Here is a 25,999-nt window from a genome sequence, read left to right as displayed (position 1 = left end):
AAATCAGGGAATCATCCTGAAATATCGGCCGCCGGCCAATAGAAAAAGGCGCTCTCCTCCTATCGAAGATAACGCCTTTCCAATATTCCAAAATTAGGATGACACCTCCGTCACTGGCTTGACCGGAACCGAAGGAATGGATGCTTTTCCCTTCCGCAAGCTGCCCGGCAGCTTACCGAAGAAGATCCAGGTCCAGCCTCCCAGGCGGCTAATGCCGTAGACCGCTATATACGAAACCGCCACCGCGCTGGCAAGCCCGCCGGCATACCACGCAAGCAGCAGCCAGGAGTTCTCCGTCCGCGGAGGAAAGTCCCGGTAAAAGAGCAGCACCAGCGGATGCACCAGATAAACGCCGAAGGAATACACTCCGAGCCGTCTAAACCCGTTCAACCACCAAGCGCTCTTATTCCCGAACAGCAGCGCGACCTGGAGCATAACCAGGGCGGTGGTTAACGTATGCACATTCCAAAAGGTATCGTAAAGCAGCGGGTGATATTCCGTCCCCAGCAGCCGCTGATTGTATCGAAGGCCGATATGCACCAGCGCGGCGCCCAGCCATACCGCCCAGAGCAAGATCCAGCCCAGCTTGCGCAGCGCCGGTCTTGCAGCCTGCTGCGCTGAAGTCAGCCAGTTCTTAACCCGGTCATAGTAGATCCCTATCCATGCCCCGAGAAAATAATACGACAGAAACGACAGCGACCAGCTGTTCCGGTTCGTTACGTCCCACCAGGCATCATTGCCGATGTAGAACAACCACTGCAGTACAATGCCGACCAGCACGCAGACCGCCGCGAAGCCGCGGAATCGCTTGAGCAGCATCAATACGAGCGGGAACAGCACATAGAACTGAATGTTAATGAAAATGAAATACAAGTGCGTGTAGGATTTTCCCGTCGCCAGCTTGGGCCAGAAGCTCTCCAGCATCGCCGCCAGATCGGACTCGCCCCCGCGATGATACCAGGCCACCGTAAAGAACAAAACCGAGAACAGCACATACGGCACCAGGATATACATCAGCCGGTTTTTGAAGAAGCGCCCAAGGTCACGGCCCTTGAACGGGCGGTGATAATAGTTATAGAACAGCACGAAGCTGCTCAGAAATATGAAGGTGGTCGTTCCAACCTTCGAAAATATGTTCAGGAAGTTATACAAGCCAAAAAAATCGTCCCCGCGCATCTGAACTGTGGCGAACGACGTCGCATGCACCATCAGCACACCCATCATCGCAAAGCCCCGAACCAGGTCGATTTCGGTTAATTTTGCACGTTTCTCCATGTTGCCTCCTTCATAAGATTACGCCCCCTATTATATCTCACTCCCCACCGCTTGGATACTAAATTTTCCTAAAAGTGGCATGGAACAAGCTCCCTTTGCCATACCAGTGTAAAAAGGGCCTGGCACCCAAACAGGACAATAGCTTACATGCATGCAGGCGTCCAATTCGAAGTGAATAGGAGGGGATTTCTACTGATTGAATTTAGCCGCGTCAACAAATTTTTCGGAACCTTCCATGTTCTGAAAGAAATCGACCTGACCATTTCCCAGGGGGAAGTCGTTGTCATCGTTGGACCTTCCGGCTCCGGCAAAAGCACGCTCCTGCGCTGCATCAATCGGCTTGAAAGCATTACGGATGGCGAGCTCGTCGTGAATGGCGTCAAGCTGCATGACAGGAAGATCGACATCAATACATTCAGGCGGGATATCGGGATGGTCTTCCAGCACTTTAACCTGTATCCACACAAAAAGGTGATCGACAACATCATTCTCGCGCCCATGAAGGTGCTGAGAATGTCGAAAGCGGAGGCGACGGAAAAAGCGATGACGTACCTACAGCGGGTCGGGATCGCCGACAAAGCGAACAGTTACCCTTCCCAGCTCTCGGGCGGGCAGCAGCAGCGGGTCGCGATTGCCCGCGGATTGACGATGAATCCGAAGATCATGCTGTTTGACGAACCGACGTCCGCGCTTGACCCGGAGATGATCGGCGAGGTGCTCGATGTCATGCGCTCGCTCGCCCACCAAGGCATGACTATGGCCGTCGTTACGCATGAGATGGGCTTCGCGCGCGAAGCTGCGGACCGGATCGTCTTTATGGACGAAGGCCGGATCATCGAGGACGCCCCGGCTGCCGAGTTCTTCAATCAGCCGAAGGAAGAAAGAGCGCGGGCGTTTCTGAGCCGCCTGCTGCATCACTAGCCGGTGAAGAAATCGGATATGGCATGTACGGACGAAGATGGAACTTCACCAATGCTGCTCCTTCGGGGCCAAACGCATGAAGAGAAAATAACTTTTTTAAGGGGGAAGCGAAAGATATGAAGAGAAGATTTACGGGGACCTTCAGGTGGAGCGCGGCCCTGCTGGCGCTAGTCATCATGCTGATCGCATCCGGATGCGGGGGGTCCGGCAGCACGGACACTCTGGAGGCGATCAAAAAACGGGGCAAGCTGGTGGCCGGCGTGAAATATGATACGAAGCTGTTCGGACTGCAGGACCCGGCCACTGGCAATGTAGAGGGCTTCGATATCGACATCGCCAAAGCGCTCGCCAAAAAAATTCTCGGCGACGAGACCAAGGTCGAGCTGAAGGAGGTCACCTCCAAGACCCGGATCGACATGCTGAAGAACGGGGACATCGACATCATTATTGCCACGATGACCATTACGGAGGAACGCAAAGAACAGGTGGATTTCAGCGATGTCTATTTTGAGGCCGGCCAATCCCTGCTGGTGAAGAAGGGCAGCCCGATCACGGGTCTGGAAAGCCTGAACAAGGATACGAAGGTGCTCACGGTAAAAGGCTCCACGTCCGCGCAAAATATCCGCGAGAAAGCGCCCGACGCGGTCATTCTCGAATTCGAGAATTATCAGGACGCCTTCACCGCGCTCAAAGCCGGACAGGGGGATGCCCTGACCACCGACAATTCCATCCTGCTCGGCATGCAGCAGCAGGACCCGAGCTTCGAGCTGGTCGGCGGCAACTTTACCGATGAGCCGTACGGCATGGCGATCAAGAAAGGAAACCCGGAATTCGTGAAGACCGTCAACGAGCTGTTGAAGGAGCTGAAAGACAGCGGCGAATACGACAAACTGTATGAGCAATGGATGGGCGTAAAGCCGGAATAACCGCCGCAAGACTTGGCCGGGCCGGGCCGAAGGAGGCGTCGGGAGCCATCCCGGTTTCCTCCCAGAATGGCCCGGCCTTCATTCGACCGGCCGAACGATCATCATCCCCATTGGAGGTGAAGCCTTGTGACCTTGTGGGATTTCAACATTCTGGTCGAGCATTGGGATCAATTCATGGCCGGCCTAGGCCAGACCATTCTCGCCAGCCTGCTGGGACTGATCGGCAGCTTGGTGCTGGGCACCTTCATCGCCATTATGCGGATTGCTCCATTCCGCGTCTTGAAGGCGATCGGCACCATTTATGTCGAGTTTATCCGCAATATCCCGCTCCTCGTGGTTGTCTTTTTCTTTTTCCTGGGCCTGCCCGCCCTCGGCATACCGGTCGACCCGTTCACCTCGGGCACGCTCGGGCTGATGGTGTATACGGCTGCCTTCATCGCCGAAGCCATTCGGGCAGGCATTCAGGCGGTACCGTCAGGGCAGTCGGAAGCGGCTCGCTCCTCCGGGCTGAGTTATATCCAGAATATGCGCTACATCATTCTTCCGCAGGCGGTCAAAATCGTACTGCCGGCCATCGGCAACCAATTGATCAACCTGGTCAAAAACTCCTCGGTCCTGGGCGTTATCGCCGGACTCGACCTGATGTATTATGCCGATCTCATTAACCTGAGCACTTTCAAAGGCATACCCGTCTATACGTTTGTGGCCCTGTTCTACCTGCTCCTGACCGTTCCGCTCAGTCTCGCGGTCCACTATATGGAGCGCCGATTCGCGAGAAGCAATTGATGTTACGTTCGAAGTTTGCCCAATATACAGGAGGTGGCATGAGATGGATTTTATCGGTGCATACTCCTGGCCAAACCTGCGATATCTCCTTCAAGGCTTTTGGATCACGGTGCAGGTTGCCGGCTTATCCATTATATTCAGCTTCATCATCGGAACCGTGCTCGGGACCGTGAGGTATACGAAGACCCCCTTCCTGTCGAGGACCACGGCTTTTTTGGTGGATATTATCCGCAATCTGCCGCTGCTGCTGATCATATTCTTCATCGGCATGGTGCTGCCCCAGACCGGGATTCGAATCCCGACCTTCTGGGCGGCTGTTGTCGGACTGAGCATTTTTGAAGGGGCCATGATCGCCGAGATCGTACGCAGCGGCCTCGTATCGGTGGATAAAGGCCAAATCGAAGCGGCCCGGGCCTCGGGCCTCTCTTATATGCAGACACTGCGGCACGTCATTCTTCCGCTGGCGCTGCGCCGGATGTCCCCGCCCATGGTGAGCCAGTTCATCTCGCTCATTAAAGACACGTCGCTCGCCGTGATCATTTCGCTGCCTGAGCTGATGCGCAACGTGCAAATCCTAAGCGGTTCCAGCTATTCCTATGTCATCCCGGCCCTTGTCTTCGCATCCTTGCTGTACTTTACGCTGAATTATCTGCTGTCCATCATCGCCAAGCGGCTGGAAGCAAGGCAGATATAGCCCCTGCTCTAAGCGTTCTCAACTTTCTATATGGGCTGCCACCATCGTGTTACAAAATGGGTGCCCTGCCACCATAAGCGTGTACGTCCAATCTGCTCCGCAGCCATTTATGGCTTGCGGGGTATTTGCCGTTTCTGCAGCATCCAGCCCCCTGCGCATTCTAAACCAGGCTCTACCCCTCCCATCCATTCTTTGGCAAGCACCTGCAACAATGGCGATACTCTCCTCGTCTAAATACATAATCATCCCGAAAGGAGACGCCAATATGAAAAAAGGCTTTCTCGCCATGATGGCTCTTTCCCTTACGATTGGACTATGGCTTGGCACAGATCACTCCACGGCATCCGCCTTGTCATGCGCGGAGCCTCGCAAAGTTACCGAGGAGTTAAAAACCTCGGATGCGGTATTCAGGGGCACGTTGGCCTCATCCCACCCTAAAGCCGATATATCCAAAAGCAAATATGTATTCCAGGTTTCCGAGTGGTGGAAGGGAGAATCGGATGCCCCTACCGTCACCCTATATTCCAATGGCTGGGAATCCTTTGAAACAGGCAAGGAATATATCGTGTTCGCCGACAAAAGCGGGCAAAAGCTCAAACCCCATCTATGCGGGAATACGGGTCCTTCCTCATCCGTTGACGTAACTTCCCTGGGAGAAGGCATCCAGCCCGAGAAGCCCGCTCCATCAGCCGAAGGCCCAAGGCCGGGCGGCTTCCTGGCAGGTTTGATTGAACTCATTCGTTTCCTGCAGGGCAAATATTAATCCTGCCGGCAACCGGCGTTCTGCTTAAGGGCTGCCTGAAAGCACCTGCCCGCTCATGCGAAAAAAATACAACCATTCTCCATGTCATCCGTATACAACGTAAAGAACTGCGTTTAAAACGACAGGAGGAGGAGAAATGATCAAACGATTATTGCTGATTTCACTTGTACTGGGAGTTCTCTCCGGATGTTCCTTGGTGGACAGCGTGAACAATTCCTTGGATTATACGAAGGAAGCAACGACCTTTATCAATGAAGCTTCCCAATTTGCCGAGTCTATCCCGGAGCTCGCCCAGCAGGCAGCCACTAATACGGATGCCAAGGAAACGCTGACCGAGCAACTCGAAGCGATGAAAACCCGGATCTCGGAGTTTAACGGTATCGAGGCCCCTGCCTTTGCGCAGACGATCCATGAACAGCTGGTCGGATTAAACGACACGCTGCTGACCGACATCAACGGTTACATGGATCAAATCCAGAACGGAGTGACCGACTTCCAGAATTCCAACATCGTTCAAACCGTCAATAAAATTAACGAAACGATGGATATGCTCCAGAATCTCCAGCCATAATCATGCAATCCCTTGCCGACAGCATAGCAGCCCTGCTCTTCAGGAGCAGGGCTGCTATGCTTGCTTTGTTATGTATGTGTTTCGTTCCTTACTCAAAAAAGGATTCCAGATTGGCGGTAAGCGTCTGCTTTACGACATATCGCGTCCCGTCTTCGCTTGGGGCCATAATCCAGGATGTCCCTTGGTAACCTGCTTCATCCTGAGGGTCCCAGGCCACAATGAACTGCCAACCGTCGCCAAAGCGTTCATCGTATTCTTCGCTATAACCGTCTGCGATATTCTCGCGCGAAACCGATTCGATTGACATATGCTGAACGCTTTCAAAAGATTTCATCCATTCCGTAAATTCCACCATGTCCCGGTCATACTGACCTGAGAAATATCCCTCGACCCCGCCCGACATCGCGTGAAAGGTTTCTGCATCCTCCGCCTGCGCTGCCTGATACAGCAAGGAAACGGTCTGCACCGGGTTCCATACGGGCTGCTTCGCTTTCGCGGCAAAGAATGCCCTGTCTTCAGCGGTATGCTGGATTTCTACCGCGATAAGCTCTTCCATCGTCGCTTCCCTTCCAAGCTCGTAAGCCCCCGGATAAACCGTGGATTGCTCCACCACTTTAAGCCCATCCGCGAACGCCGTCACAAACCACAGATTCTGATCGCCCTGGCTGAGCTCCTCCAGTACGATTTCGGCCTGGCTCCCGTACGTAAGGGATAACAACCGGCTGCTTACCTCATCCAGCCCTTCTTTATCAAACAGCTTGAAGCGTTCCGCTCTCACTTCACGTTTGCCCGCCTCTTCGAACAGCACCTTCAGTTTGGCGGGGGACATTCGGACGCTCGGAATGTCGGCATGACGGAAATACGAAGCGGTATCGTTAGCCTGAAGCGATTCGTACATGTCGAGAACCGCTTTGACGGGATCGCGATTAGACTCTCCCTTCGGCTGCTCAGCCTCTTGCTTGACCTGGCGATGGTCCGGATCTTCCTGCGGGAATGCCATACGCAAACTCTCCTTAGCCGCCGACGGCATTTCCGCTGGTTTCGCGGCTTCCCCTGCCCCCGGTGCAGTGACAGTCGATGGCGTTGTCTGAACGGCTATCGGCGCCTCCTTCGCGCAAGCTGTCAGCATCATCATGATGACGACCAGAACCATGAGCTGTCCATTCCGCCGATATGGCAGCTTCCCCCTTTTCATTTCGTTCACCCCCGTTATATAACGAAAAACCGGCAAAACACCGACACCGACCTCTTTATATTCATCATCGTCATTATGGAGTGGAATGTTTATCATGGACATAAAAAAAGCTCCCGCCAGGTTTAAAAACCTGTTCGAGAGCTTCTGTTCCTATCTTGCATCCCTTAAAATCGGTTATAGCTCACAAATTCCAATACCGGCTTGCGGTAGCCGCGGGGACGCGGTTTGCGCGCATCCTCCTTGCCGATCGCGATCAGCATGGAGGGCACATAAGCGTCCGGAATGTTCAGTTCCTTCTGCAGGGCATCGGGATCAAATCCGATCATCGGGCAGGTATCCCATCCCTTGTCCTTGGCCACCATCATCAATAACATCGCGGATAGGCTGGCATTCCGAATGGCTTCATCCCTCATAAAGGTTTCTCCGCCCGCCTCATAAAAGTTCGTGACCGATTCAACCGTCATGTCATATTCAAGCTTGTCGATCACGCCCAAATTCAGAAAGCCCTCGTTCATTCTTCCGATATCCTCGTAGGCCTGCTTATTCCCCAGCACAACGATGACGGCCGACGCGGTGAGTATCTTATGCTGCTTGTTGGCGGCTTCGTAAACTGTGTGCTTGATATCGGGATCCTTAACCACCACATAGTGCGTGTGCTGTAAATTAAAAGCCGAAGGAGCATATTTAACCTCATTAAAGATATCGTTCAAATCCTGATCCGGGATTTCAATCCCTTCCATAAACAGATTAGCCGATCTCCGGCTCTTAATTAATGTCGTCAAATCACTCATATCTGCACGCCCCCATCATGATTAGTTAAAGATTACCGCATCCAGCGAATATGCGCCTGCACTCGTGAGTGCCAATGCAACGGCCACTGCGATCAACAGTAAATTATACTCGTATCCATTCGCTGTGGACCAATACCCGTTCCGGCCATGCACCTTCACGATGGCGCCCAGCATCGTCAGCGTGATCAGCGCTGCACCGAGCACCGTGAGAAATCCGGCTGCCAGCAGCAGCCCCCCAACCAGCTCCATCAGACCTGACAACACCGCGATCGCGACGCCGGGTTTAATGCCCACCGATTCCATCCAGCCGCCGGTCCCTTTCGGCCCGTAACCGCCAAACCAACCAAACAGTTTCTGCGCGCCGTGCGCCATGAACGACAACCCAACCACCAAACGAAGTATCAACAATCCAATATCTATAGCCATTTTGTACGCCTCCATATTCATGTTCATTATTTATAGAAATTCATCGACCCAGTTCATTAATATCTTAGTATAAAGATATATAGGTGTAGAATGATTAACCTGCTTTACTTCGCTAACGTTTATGCACTTTCACTTACTCCTTTCAATTGACTAACTTTTATATAGTCACTTAACTTAATATCAAGATATATGATGTGGGCTCTCCTGTCAACCGTTATTTTTAAAAAATAAGCGCTAAAAAAACATCCTTGCCATTTTTCCGGCAAGGATGCTTCGTATGTCTATTATCTCACTGTCACATAGCGGAATGCCTTATAACAGCAAAAGAGGGCATCCCCTGCCAAAGAATCTTTGGGGACCCCTTCTTTCGTTCCATCAAGTACAGATGAATTATTCCTTCACCGCGCCGATCGAGATGCCGCTCGTGAAGTATTTCTGGAACATGATGAAGATGATGAGCATCGGTATGGCCGCCACCGTAGCCCCGGCCATTTTGTAGGCAAAGTTCGGATTGAGATCCTGCATCAGGGTGGCTCCCCCGACCATCAGCGTCTTCACGGCTGCCGCGATGGAGCCTCATGACGACGGCCGATTACTCGGCCAGCTTCTTGATTTCACTGTCGGTCAGCGCCTTGCTGTACATCCGCACCTCATCCAAGCTTCCGTTAAAGTAAGGATCGGCAGCGAACCGGCTTTTCCCTAAATAAGCTTCCGTTGTCAGCAGCCCGCTTGGGTTCAGCTTCATGTGATCGCTGGAGGCAACCATCTGTCCGTTCACGTATAATTTGCCCGTATCCCCCTGAAGGGTCACGGCTACATGCGTCCACGCATTCACCGGAAGCGGGGCACTGCCAAGGAGGCTCTGGTCTCCGCCGTTGCCGTGAATCGTAAACTGAAGGACGCCGGCGTGTTGGGATGGCGTCAGGAACATATGCCTGGCAAGCCCGCTGCCGGCATCCAGCACCCGCTGCCACGGTGCTCCTCCCTTCCAATATACCCAGGCCGCAAAGGTAAAGTCCTCTGTATCGGTGACCCGATTCGGCAGTTCAATATAGCCGTCCGAGCCGTTAAAGTCCATTCCGCCTCCCTGCCGGCTCTTCTCATTCCACTGGACTCCGCCAAGGACCTTTCCATGAAATCCGTTATCCGAGACGTCGAACGCCGTGCCTTCTTTATTCTCGCTGAACGGATAGCTCAGCAGCAGCGGCCCTGCCGACTGCTGCAGCACGGTTACGTCAAACGCTTTGGAAGCCTTCGCTTTACCGCTCGTAATCTGAGCGGTCAGCGTAACCCTCGCGTCCCCCGCCCCGGCAGCAGGACGATTCAGCTTTCCCTCCGCCGATATGACTTCGGGATGAGAGGAGGTCCAGCGAATGACGGCACCTCCGGAAGCCTCGGACGGCAAAGCCAAATCGTAGAAAACTTGGCTCACGTCCCCGAGGGAAAGGTCTCTCTTCACGGCATCCACGAGTTCCCTGTCGCTGCGATCAAGCTGACGCGCGCCCCACACCGCGGTACCGTCCGCCGAAAGGGCCGTGAAGGTCATCGTCTGCCGCTTCGCTTCGGGGTCCCATTGCGGAGTCATTACGCCCTTATAACTCTCTCCATTCAGCGTAAGCGTCACATCCCGCTTTCCGCTGATCTTCCATGCGCCCTCTGCTGCACCTGTTACTTTACCGTTCTTATGAAGCTCGATCGGCACCGATTCTTTGACGACGGACGAAATATCTTTCCCGTGTTGGATCAGCTTATAGTCTCCGGCCGCATCTTTCGGCGTGATTTTCTTAGCCTCCTTGGCCTCCTCGCCTGCATAACGGTATGGAGCCGATACCGGCCAGCCGTCCTGATTCATATACAACTCATGCACCCGGATCTCATGCTCTTCCCCGCGCTGCGGGAAGCGGCTGTGAAAAATAAGGAATGTTCGTTTGCTCCGCTCATCGTAATAGACGGAGTTATGGCCAGGCGACACGGCCCCGGTGCCGATCCCCGTTCCCGGATCGCCGACCAGGCGTTTGAACAAGTAGTTCCCCATCAGCTTCACGCCATACGGTTCAATCGAACGGTCGTCAAAAAGCGGAAGGGAAGGATCGGCCTTCACTTCTCTCATGTCGTTGCCCTCCGCATCGTAGAAAGGACCATCCGGATTTTTGGATCGGACCACCCGCATATTGTAGCCGCCAACCGCATCCAATCCCCCGTACGACAGGTACAGGTAGTAATAATCCGTGGCCGGGTGATAAACCATGTAAGGACCTTCGATCCGGCTGTGATTGCCTCCCAGCAGCTTCTTCCCGTATCCTTGCCCAGGCAGCGGTTTTCCGGTCTTGGGATCCATCTCCATAATGAAAATGCCGCCGGAATAGGAGCCGTATACCATCCACAGCTTGCCGTTCTTATCGAAGAACACATCCGGATCGACGACATTCGGGTGCTTTGTTGCATCATAGATGGTTCCATCCTCACTGATCTCGTCCCACATGCCGGATTTCAGAATGATGCCGATGTCCTTATACGGGCCTTCGATCTGATCGGCAACGGCGATCCCCATGGCGGATCGCGGAGAATCTCCTTTGCACGCGTTATAGTACATATAGAATTTGCCGTCTGCCAGCTGAATCACGTCGGCCGCCCACAACGTATCGCTTTGCGCCCATTCCAGCGTTTCCTTCAGCTCCTCCGTTACGTTCGGAATCAGCGGATTGCCGGTCGCAACCCCGGACGCGACCATGTCCCAGCTCATCAAGTCCTTCGATTTGGCCGCGGCCAGATGGGAACCGAACACATAGTAGGTATCCCCTGTTTTGATCACGGACGGATCGTGCACGGAAGCCTCCCGGAATACCGGTGCCTTCTCCCCCTTCTTCAGCGGAGCCGCTTCCGCGTATACGTCAGGAACGCCGGCCGCAGGGCCTTGGCCTGCCGTACTTAAGCCTCCAGCCATTAAAATTACGGCAATTCCTGCCGCAGCCGTCTTACGCAGCATGTTTTTCTTCATACGATTCTCCCTTCGCCTCATTTTTTGTAAACCCTTACATAAATAAAAAAACAAGATGCCCATTATGGTGATAGCTCTGGTTGTTTGATTTATAATAATATAAAACATTTTATATTTGATAAGATATTAACACTGACCTTTATAAAATATCAATGCTAATTCTTATTAATTTACTTCGAAAATCAATTAATGGTAGGAAAGACCCAAAAAAACCCGATCCGTAACGGATCAGGTTTCATTTTATATTTATATAAAGTTAAAGGGCGTTATGCGTTAATATGTCCACCAATTTCCCGACATGACCATCATCGAGAACAGCTTGATGCTCTCCTCATAATATCCCTCTGCAGATGCGTTCGCTGTATAATTCCATACCGAATTCAGCCAGCTCTGGTGACTGGACGAAGTCATCGCGCTTACGCCGAACGGTGCATAGAACGCCCCGCTGTTATAAGTCACCAGCGCGGTCCCGTTCAGATTATACCCTGCCTTGATATTGGCAGGATTGCTGTTTGCAGCCGACTTAATGAACGTGTTCATTTTATTCAATTGATTCAGCGCGCGCGTATCGCCGGTCATCAGATAGTCGGTCGTAATCCGCCATGGAGTCCGGGCCGAGTTGTAGTAATATTTTCCGTCGTTCGCCCCTTCCAGGAATCCTGCTGCCGCTGGCTGATAATTGCCGCCCGACATGACAACGAAATCCGGAAGCAAACCGGTATTGGAGCTGTAACCGTTATAGATGGAGTTGATGATCGTATAGGTTTTGTTGATGACGTTATCCCAACGGGCATCGCCGGTGGCCGCACGGAACGCCTTCATATGGTTCAGCATGAAATCCGATGGCCGCGTGGCGGTATTGTAGTTGCCGCTGGTAGCCCAATCGCCCAAACGCAGCGTCCATTGGGACTGGTTGACGTCGTTGCTCATGATGGCATTGATGATATCCTTCGCGGCCTGCAGGTAATTGATCGATCCGCTGCTTCCCCACTGCTTGTCCGCAAGCAGGAGTGCGTAAGCAATATCCATATCGCCGTCCGTTGCCGAGTTGGCCCCCTCTATATTCTGGAAGCTGCTGTTCTGTTTCCACGCCATCAGATACGGATTGTTATCACTCGGATGCGCCTTGTAATAGCGATATAACCCATCGAAATACGACTGCGCATTGCTGTCGTATCCCGCCATCAGAACGGTGAAAATCATTCCGTAACCATGAGCCTCGGATACCGTCTCGCCCGCGGAATTGTATTTGACGTAATATTGCCCGGTTGCAGCCGGCTTCAGAAAAGACCCTTTCCAGCTGTTCCATTTGCTCTTGACCGCATTGTCCATCGCGGTCTGCGTTACGTTGTTCGGCTTAATCGAACCGCTCGTATAGGACGTATGCTGGGGAAAAGGCTTGTTGGCCGCCAGGGACAACCCCGCCGGCAAGATCAGCAGAACTGCGCAGACCAACGCCGCCGACTTACGGATAATCGAATTTCGGAATACTTTCATCAACGTTTCGCTCCTTTGGTTTTCGAATTGGAAAGCCATGACCGCTACAGCCTGGTAAACCGGTTTCGGATTAAACCACCACCCTTCCCATGATCGATGGAAACGAGGAGACTGCCCGTATGTAAAGTACCACGAAGTTAGCTGATGTCCGATATGCAACTGCCTCCATATACAAAGAGGTAGGATCCATATCTACTACAAGTATAATAGAATTGTATATTATTGTAAATTAATAGTTTGCCGGTCATGATTCGTCTACCAGCATGAATAGCCGTCTTTCCGCAAGCAGTATCCCACTGCCCGGAAAGACGGCTATCGTTATTTCGGTAGGCATTCCCCTTATTTCCGACAAGACGTCAAACGGCATGAATGGACGGCCATGACCGTTCGATCCCCTGTTCCGTCAATCGCCGCTGAAAAGCCTCCAAGTGGTCCGGGGTATTCCGTACTTCCCGCGGCTTCAGTCCATGCTCTATGCAATAAGCGGCTAAATGACCGGCTGCCTCGCCGATGTTCCATTCCACAGGATGGAGACGATAACACCCATTCGTGATATGCGTCGTGCCGATATTCTTGCAGGCTGCCAGCACATTGGCTACACTTACTGGAATCAGGCTCCCCATCGGAATTTGGAAGGGCAGGCTCGAAATATCGATATACGTCCGCAATCCCGTGCTAGGATGCAGATCGATCCGGTAGCAGCCGATGCCAACGGAATCGTGGAACGTCTCCGCCCGCCCGTCCGGCCGGCATTCGGCGGCAATATGCTGCTCCTTCACGGTAAATTCGGCGCGGATCCGGCGGGATTCACGGATATAAGGGGCTTTTGCCAAGCCATCCTTCGTTCCCATCACGTCCGGCCGAAGCCGGAGTCCGGGATACCCCTTTCCTCCATCGGGCCGCGGGGCTTCCGTCTGCATCCAATAGAGCAGGGACAAACTCAGCTGCCTGGATTCCTCCAGATGCCGTTCCCGCTCTTCCGGGCCGACATCGATAATGGAGCCGAGCCAATAATCGTTCTGCGGCCAGTTCACGACCGTGACGCTGCTGTCAAACAACCCGCCTTCGAAATGCTCCGGATTCAGGATCTGCCGGTATTTCCACAGGGAAAACGATCGGCCATCCGGAAATAAGCTGTAGGTGACCGGCTCCAGCGTATGCGGTACTAGCCCCGTCCAACTCAGCATGGCATCGGGCCAGAAATCCGCCCGGTAGCTCTTCCAGAAATCGTACCGATCCGGCTTCGGGATGGTATGATCCTCGCCCTCCCGGTAATCCATCGCGAAGCACCAAGTGAAAGCCTGCATGTCCGCCCGGTCCGCCGGACCGGATAAAGCATGCGGTTCACCGGTCTCTTCCGCCGACTCGGAACCCGTCACGTATTCGATGCCGGCCAGCGGAAGCAAATCCCCCTCCTCGGTAGCATCAAGGAAAAATGCGCCGGTCAGCTTGACGATGTCGCCGGATCTGCTGTCCCGCAACCGGACGGATGTTACCTGATCCCCGCCGGACTCCGCTTCCATCAGCGCATGCTCCGTAAGGATCGTTAACCTCCCGCTGTGCACGTAAGGTGCCAGCATCCCCTGCAGCACGGCCAGCGCCGCTCTCGGCTCATGGGCAATGCCGCTGACCAGTGCGCTGCCTGGATTCAGGTAACGCTCTTGCCGCGATTCGGCCCGGAGCGGAAATAACTCCTTATAATAATCGCGGATCCGATTCCGGAATTCACGGTAGCTGGCCGTGCAGCCAAACTGCTCGATCCAGGGATGCTCGTCGGGCGGTACGCCCTGACTTGTAATCTGGCCGCCGAGCCAATCGCTCTCTTCGGTCATAACCACGCGTTTTCCCGCCTTCGCCGCCGCAAGCGCAGCGGCACAGCCGCCGAGTCCTCCGCCCAGAATGATGATATCCGCCTCTATATGATTCTCCATATACACCGCACCTCGATATCGCTGTATTCTATTCGGCTTTGGCACCAACCGTCTCATGATCGTATTTAAATATCGTTCCGAGCGTCGTTGACCCGGGGCCGTACCGCTCATAAGCCTTGCCCGCCTCATCTACGGGAACCACATGCGAGATCAGCGGTTTGATCGAGATTCTCCCTTCGGCCAGCAAACGAATATATTCCGCAATGTTGCGCCCTTCCGTCCAGCGCACAAAGCCGATCGGATAATCCGTATTGTTGAGTTCATAGCTTGCGTCGTACCGGCCCGGACCGCCGGCCCGTGATATGAGCACCTGCGCTTCCTTGCCAAACATCAGCCCTCTGGAGTAGGTTGTAGACAAATCGCCGACGATGACGATTTTCCCCTTATCCCGAATCCATCCCATGGACGCGTTGATAAGCTCTTCACCGGGACCGCTTGCGCACAGGATGACGCTGTCGGCTCCATGTCCGCCCGTCATCCGCCCGACCTGCTCCTCAAGCTGCTCCTGGTTATCATAAGCATAGGCAATATGCTGCCTCATCCCCTGCACCCGCTCCGGGTTCAGGTCAAATCCCGCAACGGGGCAAGCCGCCGCATGCGCGATCTGGGCAATGATCTGCCCCAGGATGCCCAGCCCGACCACCACGGCCGATTCGCCGAAGCGCAGATCCGCAACCCGCAGGGCATGGATCGCAATCGCTCCCAGCCCCGCAAAAGCGGCTTCCTGCGGATCCACCCCGTCCGGGACGATGGCCGTCAGGTTCGAAGGCACGGTAAGCCACTGGGCATGGCGCACGTAAGGTGCTCCATAACAGGCCACCCGTTGACCGACGGCAAGCCCCTTCACGCCTTCACCCAAGTCTTCGACGATCCCCACCGCGCTGTAACCCATAATGACTTTTTGATCCGAAGCCTTTCGTATAAAGATCATTTCCGTACCCGGACTGACCGCCGAGTATTCGGTGCGAATCCGCACATGACCCGCCGGCAATTCCGCCGGCCTCTCGATATGATCAACGATCACGTTTCCATGAATCGTGGCAACAGCCTTCATATGGACCCTCCTGCTCCACCTTATTTTCCTGATGCTTTTCGATATTCGCTCGGCGAGACGCCGCTGTATTTCTTAAAGGTCGTCGTAAATGTGGAAGAGTTCGAATACCCCGTTTTCTCTCCGATTTCGGCAATGCTGAGGTCCGTGTTCCGCAGATATTCACGCGCATGCGATAATCGGACTTTGTTCAAGTACTCCACATAATTGACGCCGAATGTTTTCTTGAAATAATTGGAGAAGTATTTCGAGCTGGTGTCCAGCACTTCGGCCATATGATCCAAATAGAGGTTCTCCATGTAATGCAGTTCGATGTATTGGGAGATGAATGCGGGATTCAGCTTGCTTCGCGGATCGTGGTTCCGCGTATTCGCCACCACGCGCATTACTTCCATCAGCGCCTTCTGAATCTCTTCATAGGTGAAGGCTTGATCGACCTTGCGGATGAAATCACTCTCCAGCCGGAACAACTCGTTGCGGTCAACGGACGGCGAATCCGCCTGCTTCATGACGAGGAAGAACATGCTCTTCGCAATATGCACCATCTGATGGTGATGGATGCGAAGATCCGCATTCTGCTGGAAAATATCGCTCACGATCTGCAGTCCCTCATCCACCTTGCCGCTTAGCATGCAATTGCTCAGCTTCTCGATCTTCTGAAGCGGATAATAAATATCCGGGACGTACCGAATCTGCTCCGCATCGACCATGTCCGTGTCCGCATTCACATTCCGGTACAACCGCCCATCCTTAATATTCCGGTATGCTTCGGAGCAATTGCTGATTTTGGATTCGTACGTGCGGCTAACGCAGCCCCACACCGTGAACGTATCATGATAATCCTCGTTGCACCGCCTAATATACTCCTCGAATTTCCTGACCAGCTGCTTGCGCTCGGACGGCTGATCCAGACCGATTAACGCTAGGAATTTCAGCTCTTCGACATGATAAACCACCACATGTCCATAGCGCTCCTCCAGGCCGCCCCGGATCTGAGACGTCAGCTCTTCCAGGACAAAATCCGACTTGGTTGCCCCCTTGCCTGCAGGCTGCAAATACACGGCCGCCATCATGAAATGCCGGCACTGGAAGAAATGCGTGTAGTGCTTCTGCATCTGCATTTCCTGCTCGCGCGAATGGTGATGGCCGTCCAGCGTTTGCAGGAACACGCTTCGGCGGATATCCTCATCCACCAGATCCATCTGCTTCTTGAGGGATTCGTTCTCCCGCTGCACCTTGACGATGCCGCTCTGGATTTTTACGAAATCATTCCCTCGAAGAGAACTCCCCCCGAGCAGCTGCACGATGTTCTTCACCGGCCGGTACAGGTAAATACTGAGCAGCACCGACAGAATGACGTTTAACGCAATCGCCCCGTACATAATCCACGTATTGGCATCGGTGACGGAATCGATATTTTGAAACTTGTACGGCATTTTATTGATATATATAAATCCGTTATAGTCCGATTTGTAGAAATTGTATTCAAAATCGTCATGCGTGAGGGAGGCTTCCTGCGACGGGTTAAAGTACACGTCGTTCAGAATGCCCACCAGATCCAGATCCTTCTCGGTGCTCAAGATGACGTTCCGGTTCGCATCCAGCACGATGAGCGAGGCCCCGGGAATCATGGAATTCAAATCGACCCCCTTAAGCAGCCGGTTCACGTTAATCAGGATCATCAGGTTTTTGTTCGACATTCTGACCTTGTTGCCGTCTACGGCAATCATCAGGTTCCGGCCGTACCCGCTGCTCTGATCCGCATAAACCTCCGCTGGAAAAACCGTAAGCTCGTGCTCCGATCGGGTAAACGTCTTCCAGAACATCGAGTTGAACTTCTGGGATTTATACCGCCTGTCAAACAATGCGTCCAGATTGCTGGTTCCGCGTGTCGTAATGGCCAAATCGTGATTGTCGAACGAAATGACCACATCTTCCACGATATCCACGTTGGATACGATGCTGGTGACGCTGTCCTGCAGAGTGATGACTTTCTCCATGTCAAGTTTGCCGTTATCCAACTGCATCCGGTCCGAAGGAAGCGCATGAATGTTAAAAATCAAATTGTTAATGGAGGAGAAACTGGTATCAAACGACTGAATAATGTTTCTGATCACCATCCGGTTGTTCTCGCTCACCTTGTCGTAAATTCCGGTAATGGAATTCTTGTACACGATGTAATTGAATATGAACATGATGCCGATGACCAGTTGCAGAGCGAAGAAAATCTGGAGCAAGCCTCTGTTGGCGATCAATCGATTCATACGGATTCACCTCTCTTGGATGTCATCCCTTCATATTCAACATGATAGCCCCCGGCACCTTCCCATCACCCCTTTTCGGAACCGAGCATGACCCCTTTGGCAAAATACTTCTGGGCAAACGGATAGATCAGCAGCACCGGAATCATCGACAACACGATCGTTGCGTTCTTCATGGCCTGCGGAGCAAGCGCCGACGCATCCACCAGGCTCGGATTGCTTCCGTTCTCGCTGAAAATCAGCATATCCCGAAGCACGACCTGAAGCGGGTACATATTCGCGTCGTTCAGGTAAATCAGCGGGATAAAGAAGCTGTTCCAATGGCCCATGAAATAAAACAATCCGATCGAGGCCAGTGCCGGTTTGGACAGCGGAAGCACAATCTGGAACAGGATGCGGTACTCGGAAGCGCCGTCGACGACGGCTGCTTCGCGCAGGGATTCCGACATGTTCTCGTAGAAGCTTTTGAGAATTAACAGCTCAAAGGTCCAGATCGCATTCGGAAGCACGAGTGCCCATACGCTGTCCAGCAGGCCAAGCTCGGATACGATCAGGTAGTTCGGAATGATCCCCGGGTTCAGGAACATGGTCATGATGATTGCCAACAGGAAAAACTTGCGCCCGAAGAAATTTTTGCGAGCGAGCGGATAAGCCGCTACCGCCGTAAGCAGCAGGTTAATGGCCGTACCGAGCGCTGTATAAAAAATCGTGTTCAGATAGGCGCGCGGCACCCGGTCGTCGTTCAGCACCTGGGCATAGGCGTCGAGATTAAAACCCTTGGGAAACAAGGTGATATTCCCTTGCACCACTTCGGAGGTCGCGCTGAGGGATACGGCGGTGATATAGACGACGGGGTACACGGTAATAATGGCAAGGCATGTCAGAATCAGCGTGTTGATAATGCCGAATAACGAGATGTTTCGAAGGCTGAATCGTTTGTTGTTTACCATAGTCCGCTACCTCCCAGCCGCTTGCTGAAGTAGTTGGAGGACAGCAACAATATCATGGCGACAACGGCTTCGAACAAGCCCACGGCCGCGCCATAGCTATAGTTGCTCTCCAGAAGGCCTTTCCGGTAGACATAAGTCGAGAATACGTCCGCCACCTCGTAAGTCATCGGATTGTAAAGCAGCAATACCTTTTCGTATCCGATCCGAAGCATCGACCCGGTCTTCAAGACAAACATGATAATAATCGTTGGCAGAATGGCGGGAATCGTGATTTTAAAAATCATGTGGCGCCTTTTGGCACCATCCACCTTGGCCGCTTCGTAAAGCGACGGGCTGATCCCTGCAATCGCAGCCATATAGATGATGGCTTCATAACCGACGGTTGCCCAGATATCCGATGAAACATAGATGGTTCTAAACCAGCTCGGCTCAATGAGAAAATACGTCTTCTCGAAACCTAACGCCGCGATCAGCTGATTAATGATCCCCTGATTGGGCGACAGGAAGTCGATAATCATGCTGCTTATAATGACCACCGACAGGAACGAAGGCAGATAGCTGAGCGTTTGAACCGACTTTTTGAACCATTTCACTCTGACCTCGTTAAGGAGAATCGCCAGAATGATGGGAAAAGGAAAGCCGAAAATCAGATTGTATACGCCAAGAAGGAGCGTATTCTTGAACAGCAGCCAGAAATCCGGACTGCCGAAAAATTTCTCGAAATGCTTGAGCCCTACCCATTCGCTCTCCATAATGCCGGTAAATACGCTGTAGTCCTTGAAGGCAATGATCAAGCCGTACAGGGGCCCGTATCGGAAAATAACGTAAAACAACAGGCACGGGATAAACAGAATCAACAGCTGTCTGTCCCGCTTCATATGCTGAAAGGCCGAAACCATTCTTCTCCCAAACCCGCCGCGGGGTTTGGCGAGATTTGTCTCTGTCCCTGCACTTGACATGGTGTTCCCTCCTTAAGATGATGAGCAGCACCCGAGCGTCGTACCTGGATGCCGCCATCACCCTTATTTCTTCTGCGAATTATTTCGTGGCTTCATCCAATCTCTTCTGGGCTGCGTTGAAAATATCGACGATCTGCTTGGCTCCCTGCTTCTCAGCCTGCGCCTGCCATTGCTGCCACTGCACATCGCCGTAGTTTTTGTTGAGAATGTATTTCGCGTTAAATTCATCCGCCAATTTCTTCAGGGAGGTTTGGATTTCCGCAATCTTTGCGGTTTCGTCATCCGTAAAGTTCACGACCGGATCCAGCGGCTCGAATTTATTGCCGTTCAGGAGCTTATCCTGAGCCTCCTGCTCCTTCTCCGTATAGTTGAAGTACACGCTGCGCTTGTCGGAATTGACATACAATCCTTGCAGCCACAGGCCATAGCGGTCCTCCAGCACGCTGATATCCACCAGCGGCACGTCGGTCAGCTCCGGATAGACGGCTTTATCGCCTTCCATCTTGAAAGTCTCGCCTTCCACGCCCATCGTCACCAGCGTGGCGCCGGACGGGCTCGTCAGGTAATCGAGCAGCTTCAGGGAAGCTTCCTTGTTGTCGTTGTTGGCTACCGCGATGCTGAAGCCGTTCGTGATGCTCTCGATCGTCTTGCCGTTGCCGGTCGGTCCGACCGGATTGCCGTATCGCAGATCATAGTTCGGATTTTGGTCCTTGACCTGGTTGTAGAACAGGTCCAAACGTCCGATCCAGTCATAGGTGACAAAGGATTTATTGCCTGATGTCATTTTCGCCGTCCAGGAATCGTCGGTGTCCGTCATGAATTCCGGATCGAGGAGTCCCTCGTTGTACAGCTTCTTCATGAAATCGAGCATTTCTTTGTGCTCAGGCTGTATGGTAGCGTACTTCCATACCTTGGCCGTCTCGTCGTAATACGTCGGATAGTTGGCTCCGCCGATCCCCCAGCCGAAGGCCCAATCGCGGAAAATGTTCTCTTTCGTTTTCGAGGCGTAAGGATAGGAATCCGGATAGGCTTCCTTCAACTTTTTGAGGGCCTGATAGAATTCGTCGGTATTCGTCCATTCCTTGATGCCCAGCTCATCGAAGATGTCTTTGCGGTACAGGAAGCCGTGGTTCACGTCACGGTTGATGTTTGCAACCGGCCAGGTATAGATGTTGCCGGATTCGTCTCCGTAGGACGGAATGACCCAAGGATTCTCGTCCACATACATTCGTTTGAAGTTCGGCAGCATGTCGACATATTCGTTAATGGCAACGACCGCTTTCTGCTTGCCGATCTTCTTCAGCTCCGGAGGCGTCAATCCGTGGATGATGTCCGGGAGCTTGCCGGATGCAACGGTTACTTTCAGCTTGTCTTGAAACGTAGCCGAAGAATAGGGTTGGAAATTCACTTTGATACCGGTACGCTTCTCGATCTCCTTGGCAAGCAAGGAATCGTTCAGGTTGGTCTTCTCGCTGACGACCATCCAATTGATCGTTGTCGGTTTATCGACCAGCGGAAGCGCGAGACCGCCAGTATCCCCGTATTGATCCGGATCTGCCGGCGCCGTTGGAGGTGCTGTTTCTCCGTCCGTTTCGGGAGCTGCCTCTTTGTTTCCTCCGCTGCATGCGGCCAAGATCGAAATGATTAATGTGAACACGAGTGCCATACGAAACCATTTTTTTGTCATTTGCGTTCCTCCTCTAAATCCATCATTTGAATGCGGCTGACTGAATCTGTGCGATCGCTACCCCCGTCATTTCTTCTCACCTGTGTGTCGGATTACTCATCCGGTCTACGTTTATAAATCAAGATGCTTCCTATCATGCCTCCTTGTTGACGAAGATCCCGGCCTGTCGCGGGAATATTCTAAAATGATCGGGCATCCGCTGCCGAGGGTCCGGCACGGAATTTTCTACCCATCCACATCATAAAAACGCTTCCATGATTCGTAAAGAAGCGTATTTCTGCGAGATGGCGTTTTTTCTTCCTCTAGCGGGCGAAATGCCGAAAACCCGCATAGCATCAGGCTTTTTGAGCATGTGGAAAATGCTAAAGCGGTAGAAATAGATAAAAAAATAGAGGGATTTCATCACGAAATCCCTCACGGAAGATGTTAAATTTCTTCTCTTACCCATCGTATATACATGAAGCAGAACGTCATTGGCGATCTATCAAAACGGGTGTGAATTCAATCACTCGTTTCTTCTTTCTTCGCTTTGGCACCCTTCTCCCGCAATTTTTTGCCTTCCTTGCCGTATAGATCCTTAAGGATTTTCTTGCCGGTCGGCGTCTGCGCAAGTCCGCCCTTCGCCGTTTCCCTGTGCTTGGACGGCATAGCCGTGCCAACCTCCAGCATCACGTCGATCACTTCGTCGGATGGAATGACGCTGCGCACGCCGGCAAGCGCCATATCCGATGCCGCCAGCGCCGTCACCGCGCCGAAGCCGTTGCGCACGATGCAAGGAATCTCGACAAGCCCGCCCACCGGGTCGCAGATAAGTCCCAAGGAATTCTTGAGCGCAAGCCCGACGGCGTGAACGGCCTGCTCCGGCGTGCCGCCCCGCAGCTCCGTCAAAGCGCCTGCCGCCATACCGATAGCTGAGCCGACTTCAGCTTGGCAGCCGCCCTCCGCACCGGAAATAAACGAGTTATTGGCAATGACGTAGCCGATTGCGCCTGCGCTGAACAGCCCCATCACCAAATGCTCGTCTTCCCAGCCGAAGCGCTCCTGCGTGCTGACGAACACCCCGGGAATAATGCCGCATGAGCCCGCCGTCGGCGTCGCTACGATGCGCCCCATGGAGGCATTTACCTCGGACACGGACAGGGCGTAGGCCAGCGCCGTGCAAGCGTCGGTACCAAGCGCGGGTACCCCGCTGCTCATATATTGATGGACGCGCACGGCATCGCCGCCGGTCAGGCCGCTTTTGGAAGGGACGGGTTCATGGATTCCCCGGTGCACCGCTTCCTTCATGATGCCGTAGTAATCGGCCATTTGCTTGAACGTCTCGTCCCGGCTTTTCCCCGTTTCCTTGATCTGTTCATTCAGCATCAGCTGGCCGATCGTCACCTTATCCTCCCGGCAGCATGCAATGATCTGCTCCAGCGTAGAAAACTTCATGACTGCGCCTCCTCTACTGTCAAATCCGCGATGACGACCCGATGCACGCTCGGCAGTCCTTCGATATGCTTCATCAATTCGGCCGGAACCGCTTCGTCCGACTCCACCACCGTCATGGCATCGCCGCCCCTTCCCTTGCGGTCCACGTCCATATAGGCAATGTTGACGCCGCCGGCCTCCAGGAGCCGGGTGATATGCGCGACCATGCCCGGCGTATCGTCATGAAAGACCAGCAGCACCGGATAATTCATCGTAAACTTGACATCGAAACCGTTCACGCGCAGCATTTCCACGCTGCCTCCGCCAATGGAGGCGCCCGCAATGACATCGGTATGATCGCCGCCCTTCAGCCTCAGCTCCACGGTATTCGGGTGAAAGGCCACATTCTGTGCCGTCTTGAAGGTAAGTTCAATGCCTGCCGCTTCGGCAAGCTCGATCGAATTCCGGATGCGCATATCGTCCGTGGCAAAATCAAGCAGCCCGCCGACGACAGCCAGATCGGTGCCGTGGCCGCGGTAGGTTTCGGCAAAAGATCCATAGAACACAATTTCCGCCTGATCGGGGAATGCTCCAAATATGCGCCGCGCGGCTCTTCCAATCCGCACGGCCCCAGCGGTATGGGAGCTGGAAGGCCCCACCATGCTGGGCCCAATAATAGAAAACACATCTTTAAACCGCATGCGCGATTCCCCACTTTCGACTATTCTGCCCTCATTGTATCAGTCTGCCAGCCAACTTTCCAAGTGCTCCCGAATAAAATCGTCATCGTTTAAATGGGGATAATCCCGGTAGACCCGATCAATCTCTTCCGATTGTCCGGGAGACAGCGTTTCATGCGGATTCAGGCACCATGTGCCTTGCAGCAGTCCCTGTCTGCGGAGCACCTCATGAATGCCCGGGATGCAGCCCGCAAACTGATGCGCGGGATCGAAGAAGGCCGCGTTGGAGTCGGTAATCTCGACGTTGCGCGTCAACCATTCCTTCGCGAACTGCTCCTGCTTGCGCGCCTCTTTGATTTCCTCCAGCAGCTCCACCGCTTTCCTGGTCCAGACCGCCCAGTGACCGAGCAGACCGCCGACGATAGGCTTGGCGACCGGCGTTCCGTCCACCTGGAAACGATAGGTCGTCAGCAAATCGTTGACGATGTTATCGTCATTCCCCGTATAGAGCGCAATATCGTCTCTGCGGCTCGAATAACAGACGGCACGAACGACGTCAATCGTCTGGTAGCGGTTGAAGGGGGCCATCTTGATCGCTACGATATTCGGAATTTCTGCGAAGGCACGCCAGAATTCGAAGGAGAAGATGTTGCCGCCAACCGATGGCTGAAGATAGAACCCGATCACCGGCATTCTCTGCGCGATCTCTTCCGTGCGCTTCAGAATATCCTCTTCGCTCCAGCCGCTTAACCCGCCCATGCTGAGCAGGACGGCATCATAGCCGAGCCTGCGGGCGATCTCCGTTTCCTCCACGGCTTGCTCCGTGGGGCCGCACACGCCGGCCACCATCAAGAAGGGGCGGTCAAGTTCCGCCCTGCGGACCTCTTCGGCCGCGAGCCGCAGCACCGGTTCATACAAGTCAATGCCTTTATCGCGGATCTCGAATTGGGTAGAGTGAACGCCGACCGCCACACCGCCCGCACCGGATGCGGCGTAATAGCGGGTCAATGCCCGCTGGCGGCGTTCGTCCAGCTTCCGGTTCTCGTCCAAAGCCAGCGGATGCGCCGGTATGACGAGCCCTTCGTGAAGAGCTTTCAGCTTCTCGGGGGCCAACCTCTGCATTGCAGGAATCTGTCCGCTCATTAGAATTTCCCCTTTCTCTCTTGGAAGTGCGTCGGCTTGTTCCAGCTCTCGCCGCCGGATTGCACCCATGCTGCCGTCCAATCCAGCATCTGCAGCAGAGACACCTTCGGATAACCGAAGAGCTGGTGGGATTTCGAGGCGTTGTTCAGGAGTGCGGTCTCGGATTCCGTACCTGTAAAGGTCACTTCCTTGCCCATCCGTGCCGCCAACTCCTGTGCCGCCCAGCGGATCGACATCGTCTCCGGTCCGGTAATGTTGATGATTTCGGGAGGCGAGCTGCAATGCAGGAGCGAACGGAGCGCCATCTCGTTGGCATCCCCTTGCCATATGATATTCGCATGCCCCATCGCCAGGTGAATCGGCCGGTCCTCATGGATCGATCTGGCGAGCTCATGCAGAACGCCGTACCGCATATCGATGGCGTAATTCAGACGGTAGATTGCCATCGGCGTACCGTTCTGGTGGGAGAAATATTCAAAGACGCGCTCTCTGCCGAGACAGGATTGCGCATATTCCCCGACCGGCTCCGGCGCAACGGATTCGTTGACTCCGCCGCTGCCCACCGGCGAGAACGGATACACATTCCCCGATGAGAACACCACCATGCGGGATTGCTTGAATTTCTCGGCCACCCGGCCCGGCAAATACGAGTTCATCGCCCAAGTAAAATATTCACGGCCGGTCGTGCCGAATTTGTTGCCGGCCATATAGATCACGTTTGGAGCCTCGGGCAGCTGCTGCAGCTCCCCGTCGTTCAGCAGGTCGCACGAAATCGTCTGTACGCCCGCCTCCTCCAGCTCGCGCCTGGCCTCCTGGTTCGAGAACCGGGATACGCCGATGATCCGTTTGCCGCCACCGCCTTCGCGCACGGCGTTGGCGGCCAGCCTTGCAAGGCTGGGACCCATTTTTCCGCCGACGCCAAGCACCAGGATATCCCCTTCCAAAGACGCCAAATCGGCAACAAGCTGTGCTGAAGGCTCCGCCAGCTTCGCTTCTAATGCTGCAACGGTTAACATGAACAATCTCCTCCTCCGATTGATGATTCTTCTTCATCATACGGCCCCGTTTGATATAAAGACAA

23 protein-coding genes are annotated in these 25,999 nt (G+C 53.7%); 6 read left to right on the top strand and 17 right to left on the bottom strand.

All coding sequences use genetic code 11. From position 1 onward, the window contains the following. Positions 1-93 precede the first annotated feature (93 nt). Positions 94-1,275 (bottom strand): acyltransferase, encoded by a 1,182-nt coding sequence (locus tag MHH82_RS02720; RefSeq protein WP_340963035.1) that lies wholly within the window; start codon positions 1,273-1,275, stop codon positions 94-96. Between the two features lie 147 nt (positions 1,276-1,422). On the opposite strand from MHH82_RS02720, the gene MHH82_RS02715 reads away from it, so the two are divergent. The 6 genes from MHH82_RS02715 to MHH82_RS02690 all read left to right on the top strand — a co-directional run bounded on the left by MHH82_RS02715 (position 1,423) and on the right by MHH82_RS02690 (position 5,936). Next, a complete protein-coding gene (locus MHH82_RS02715) occupies positions 1,423-2,196 on the top strand; it encodes an amino acid ABC transporter ATP-binding protein (RefSeq protein WP_145040057.1) in 774 nt (257 codons plus the stop codon). A 116-nt stretch (positions 2,197-2,312) separates the two neighbouring features. Continuing rightward, on the top strand, positions 2,313-3,122 hold the full coding sequence (locus tag MHH82_RS02710) for an ABC transporter substrate-binding protein (protein ID WP_009595086.1): 810 nt from the start codon (positions 2,313-2,315) through the stop codon (positions 3,120-3,122). A 132-nt stretch (positions 3,123-3,254) separates the two neighbouring features. Then, positions 3,255-3,908: an amino acid ABC transporter permease gene (locus MHH82_RS02705; protein WP_036664979.1), complete on the top strand. Its 654-nt coding sequence runs from the start codon at positions 3,255-3,257 to the stop codon at positions 3,906-3,908. Positions 3,909-3,951: 43 nt separating this feature from the next. Continuing rightward, positions 3,952-4,602 carry an amino acid ABC transporter permease gene (locus MHH82_RS02700; protein ID WP_009595092.1) on the top strand — a complete coding sequence of 217 codons (651 nt, stop codon included), beginning with the start codon at positions 3,952-3,954 and terminating at the stop codon, positions 4,600-4,602. 265 nt (positions 4,603-4,867) lie between these two features. Next, positions 4,868-5,365 carry a hypothetical protein gene (locus MHH82_RS02695; RefSeq protein ID WP_145040063.1) on the top strand — a complete coding sequence of 166 codons (498 nt, stop codon included), beginning with the start codon at positions 4,868-4,870 and terminating at the stop codon, positions 5,363-5,365. Positions 5,366-5,501: 136 nt separating this feature from the next. Next, complete coding sequence (locus MHH82_RS02690; protein ID WP_012818733.1) at positions 5,502-5,936, top strand: DUF6376 family protein; 435 nt, start codon at positions 5,502-5,504, stop codon at positions 5,934-5,936. A gap of 88 nt (positions 5,937-6,024) precedes the next feature. On the opposite strand, the gene MHH82_RS02685 is transcribed toward MHH82_RS02690, so the two are convergent. The 16 genes from MHH82_RS02685 to MHH82_RS02610 all read right to left on the bottom strand — a co-directional run bounded on the left by MHH82_RS02685 (position 6,025) and on the right by MHH82_RS02610 (position 25,934). Next, the gene (locus MHH82_RS02685; RefSeq protein WP_340963027.1) at positions 6,025-7,233 is read right to left on the bottom strand and encodes a hypothetical protein; all 1,209 of its coding nucleotides are present in this window, start codon (positions 7,231-7,233) and stop codon (positions 6,025-6,027) included. A gap of 62 nt (positions 7,234-7,295) precedes the next feature. Beyond that, positions 7,296-7,922 (bottom strand): nitroreductase family protein, encoded by a 627-nt coding sequence (locus MHH82_RS02680; protein WP_340963024.1) that lies wholly within the window; start codon positions 7,920-7,922, stop codon positions 7,296-7,298. A gap of 21 nt (positions 7,923-7,943) precedes the next feature. Next, positions 7,944-8,348 carry a DoxX family protein gene (locus MHH82_RS02675; RefSeq protein ID WP_012818730.1) on the bottom strand — a complete coding sequence of 135 codons (405 nt, stop codon included), beginning with the start codon at positions 8,346-8,348 and terminating at the stop codon, positions 7,944-7,946. Between the two features lie 390 nt (positions 8,349-8,738). Continuing rightward, positions 8,739-8,873, bottom strand: coding sequence for a sugar ABC transporter permease (locus tag MHH82_RS02670; protein WP_081746347.1), 135 nt, complete (start codon positions 8,871-8,873; stop codon positions 8,739-8,741). A 67-nt stretch (positions 8,874-8,940) separates the two neighbouring features. After that, complete coding sequence (locus tag MHH82_RS02665; protein ID WP_340963020.1) at positions 8,941-11,346, bottom strand: LamG-like jellyroll fold domain-containing protein; 2,406 nt, start codon at positions 11,344-11,346, stop codon at positions 8,941-8,943. 273 nt (positions 11,347-11,619) lie between these two features. Next, a complete protein-coding gene (locus MHH82_RS02660; protein ID WP_012818727.1) occupies positions 11,620-12,843 on the bottom strand; it encodes a glycosyl hydrolase family 8 in 1,224 nt (407 codons plus the stop codon). 356 nt (positions 12,844-13,199) lie between these two features. Next, complete coding sequence (locus MHH82_RS02655) at positions 13,200-14,774, bottom strand: FAD-dependent oxidoreductase (protein ID WP_340963015.1); 1,575 nt, start codon at positions 14,772-14,774, stop codon at positions 13,200-13,202. Positions 14,775-14,802: 28 nt separating this feature from the next. Beyond that, a complete protein-coding gene (locus MHH82_RS02650; RefSeq protein ID WP_340963013.1) occupies positions 14,803-15,828 on the bottom strand; it encodes a zinc-dependent alcohol dehydrogenase in 1,026 nt (341 codons plus the stop codon). Between the two features lie 20 nt (positions 15,829-15,848). Beyond that, positions 15,849-18,089, bottom strand: coding sequence for a helix-turn-helix domain-containing protein (locus tag MHH82_RS02645; protein ID WP_012818724.1), 2,241 nt, complete (start codon positions 18,087-18,089; stop codon positions 15,849-15,851). Between the two features lie 65 nt (positions 18,090-18,154). Further along, positions 18,155-19,036 carry a carbohydrate ABC transporter permease gene (locus tag MHH82_RS02640; RefSeq protein WP_009595681.1) on the bottom strand — a complete coding sequence of 294 codons (882 nt, stop codon included), beginning with the start codon at positions 19,034-19,036 and terminating at the stop codon, positions 18,155-18,157. Next, on the bottom strand, positions 19,030-19,995 hold the full coding sequence (locus tag MHH82_RS02635) for an ABC transporter permease (RefSeq protein WP_009595687.1): 966 nt from the start codon (positions 19,993-19,995) through the stop codon (positions 19,030-19,032). The genes MHH82_RS02640 and MHH82_RS02635 overlap by 7 nt, the downstream gene beginning before the upstream one ends. Before the next feature lie 79 nt (positions 19,996-20,074). Continuing rightward, complete coding sequence (locus MHH82_RS02630; protein WP_145040074.1) at positions 20,075-21,682, bottom strand: ABC transporter substrate-binding protein; 1,608 nt, start codon at positions 21,680-21,682, stop codon at positions 20,075-20,077. 501 nt (positions 21,683-22,183) lie between these two features. Then, entirely contained in the window at positions 22,184-23,116 is a 933-nt protein-coding gene (sdaAA, locus tag MHH82_RS02625; RefSeq protein ID WP_145040076.1) for an L-serine ammonia-lyase, iron-sulfur-dependent, subunit alpha, read from the bottom strand. Further along, positions 23,113-23,796 carry an L-serine ammonia-lyase, iron-sulfur-dependent subunit beta gene (gene sdaAB, locus MHH82_RS02620; protein ID WP_090910122.1) on the bottom strand — a complete coding sequence of 228 codons (684 nt, stop codon included), beginning with the start codon at positions 23,794-23,796 and terminating at the stop codon, positions 23,113-23,115. Before sdaAB ends, sdaAA begins: the two co-directional genes overlap by 4 nt. Before the next feature lie 39 nt (positions 23,797-23,835). Next, positions 23,836-24,918: a dihydrodipicolinate synthase family protein gene (locus MHH82_RS02615; RefSeq protein WP_012818719.1), complete on the bottom strand. Its 1,083-nt coding sequence runs from the start codon at positions 24,916-24,918 to the stop codon at positions 23,836-23,838. Continuing rightward, positions 24,918-25,934 (bottom strand): NAD-dependent epimerase/dehydratase family protein, encoded by a 1,017-nt coding sequence (locus tag MHH82_RS02610; RefSeq protein WP_012818718.1) that lies wholly within the window; start codon positions 25,932-25,934, stop codon positions 24,918-24,920. Before MHH82_RS02610 ends, MHH82_RS02615 begins: the two co-directional genes overlap by 1 nt. Positions 25,935-25,999: the final 65 nt, after the last annotated feature.

This window comes from Bacillus sp. FSL K6-6540 (assembly GCF_038007545.1).
This window is presented reverse-complemented; position numbering and strand designations above follow the sequence as displayed.

Bases quoted from the DNA above. Each gene is read 5' to 3' on its own strand.
- MHH82_RS02680 (WP_340963024.1), bottom strand. From the start codon at position 7,922: ATGAGTGATTTGACGACATTAATTAAGAGCCGGAGATCGGCTAATCTG.
- sdaAB (WP_090910122.1), bottom strand. From the start codon at position 23,796: ATGCGGTTTAAAGATGTGTTTTCTATTATTGGGCCCAGCATGGTGGGG.
- MHH82_RS02635 (WP_009595687.1), bottom strand. From the start codon at position 19,995: ATGTCAAGTGCAGGGACAGAGACAAATCTCGCCAAACCCCGCGGCGGG.
- MHH82_RS02655 (WP_340963015.1), bottom strand. From the start codon at position 14,774: ATGGAGAATCATATAGAGGCGGATATCATCATTCTGGGCGGAGGACTC.
- MHH82_RS02615 (WP_012818719.1), bottom strand. From the start codon at position 24,918: ATGAGCGGACAGATTCCTGCAATGCAGAGGTTGGCCCCCGAGAAGCTG.
- MHH82_RS02665 (WP_340963020.1), bottom strand. From the start codon at position 11,346: ATGAAGAAAAACATGCTGCGTAAGACGGCTGCGGCAGGAATTGCCGTA.
- MHH82_RS02700 (WP_009595092.1), top strand. From the start codon at position 3,952: ATGGATTTTATCGGTGCATACTCCTGGCCAAACCTGCGATATCTCCTT.
- MHH82_RS02690 (WP_012818733.1), top strand. From the start codon at position 5,502: ATGATCAAACGATTATTGCTGATTTCACTTGTACTGGGAGTTCTCTCC.
- MHH82_RS02720 (WP_340963035.1), bottom strand. From the start codon at position 1,275: ATGGAGAAACGTGCAAAATTAACCGAAATCGACCTGGTTCGGGGCTTT.
- MHH82_RS02685 (WP_340963027.1), bottom strand. From the start codon at position 7,233: ATGTCCATGATAAACATTCCACTCCATAATGACGATGATGAATATAAA.
- MHH82_RS02660 (WP_012818727.1), bottom strand. From the start codon at position 12,843: ATGAAAGTATTCCGAAATTCGATTATCCGTAAGTCGGCGGCGTTGGTC.
- sdaAA (WP_145040076.1), bottom strand. From the start codon at position 23,116: ATGAAGTTTTCTACGCTGGAGCAGATCATTGCATGCTGCCGGGAGGAT.
- MHH82_RS02675 (WP_012818730.1), bottom strand. From the start codon at position 8,348: ATGGCTATAGATATTGGATTGTTGATACTTCGTTTGGTGGTTGGGTTG.
- MHH82_RS02650 (WP_340963013.1), bottom strand. From the start codon at position 15,828: ATGAAGGCTGTTGCCACGATTCATGGAAACGTGATCGTTGATCATATC.
- MHH82_RS02715 (WP_145040057.1), top strand. From the start codon at position 1,423: ATGCATGCAGGCGTCCAATTCGAAGTGAATAGGAGGGGATTTCTACTG.
- MHH82_RS02710 (WP_009595086.1), top strand. From the start codon at position 2,313: ATGAAGAGAAGATTTACGGGGACCTTCAGGTGGAGCGCGGCCCTGCTG.
- MHH82_RS02610 (WP_012818718.1), bottom strand. From the start codon at position 25,934: ATGTTAACCGTTGCAGCATTAGAAGCGAAGCTGGCGGAGCCTTCAGCA.
- MHH82_RS02640 (WP_009595681.1), bottom strand. From the start codon at position 19,036: ATGGTAAACAACAAACGATTCAGCCTTCGAAACATCTCGTTATTCGGC.
- MHH82_RS02670 (WP_081746347.1), bottom strand. From the start codon at position 8,873: ATGCAGGATCTCAATCCGAACTTTGCCTACAAAATGGCCGGGGCTACG.
- MHH82_RS02645 (WP_012818724.1), bottom strand. From the start codon at position 18,089: ATGAATCGATTGATCGCCAACAGAGGCTTGCTCCAGATTTTCTTCGCT.
- MHH82_RS02630 (WP_145040074.1), bottom strand. From the start codon at position 21,682: ATGACAAAAAAATGGTTTCGTATGGCACTCGTGTTCACATTAATCATT.
- MHH82_RS02695 (WP_145040063.1), top strand. From the start codon at position 4,868: ATGAAAAAAGGCTTTCTCGCCATGATGGCTCTTTCCCTTACGATTGGA.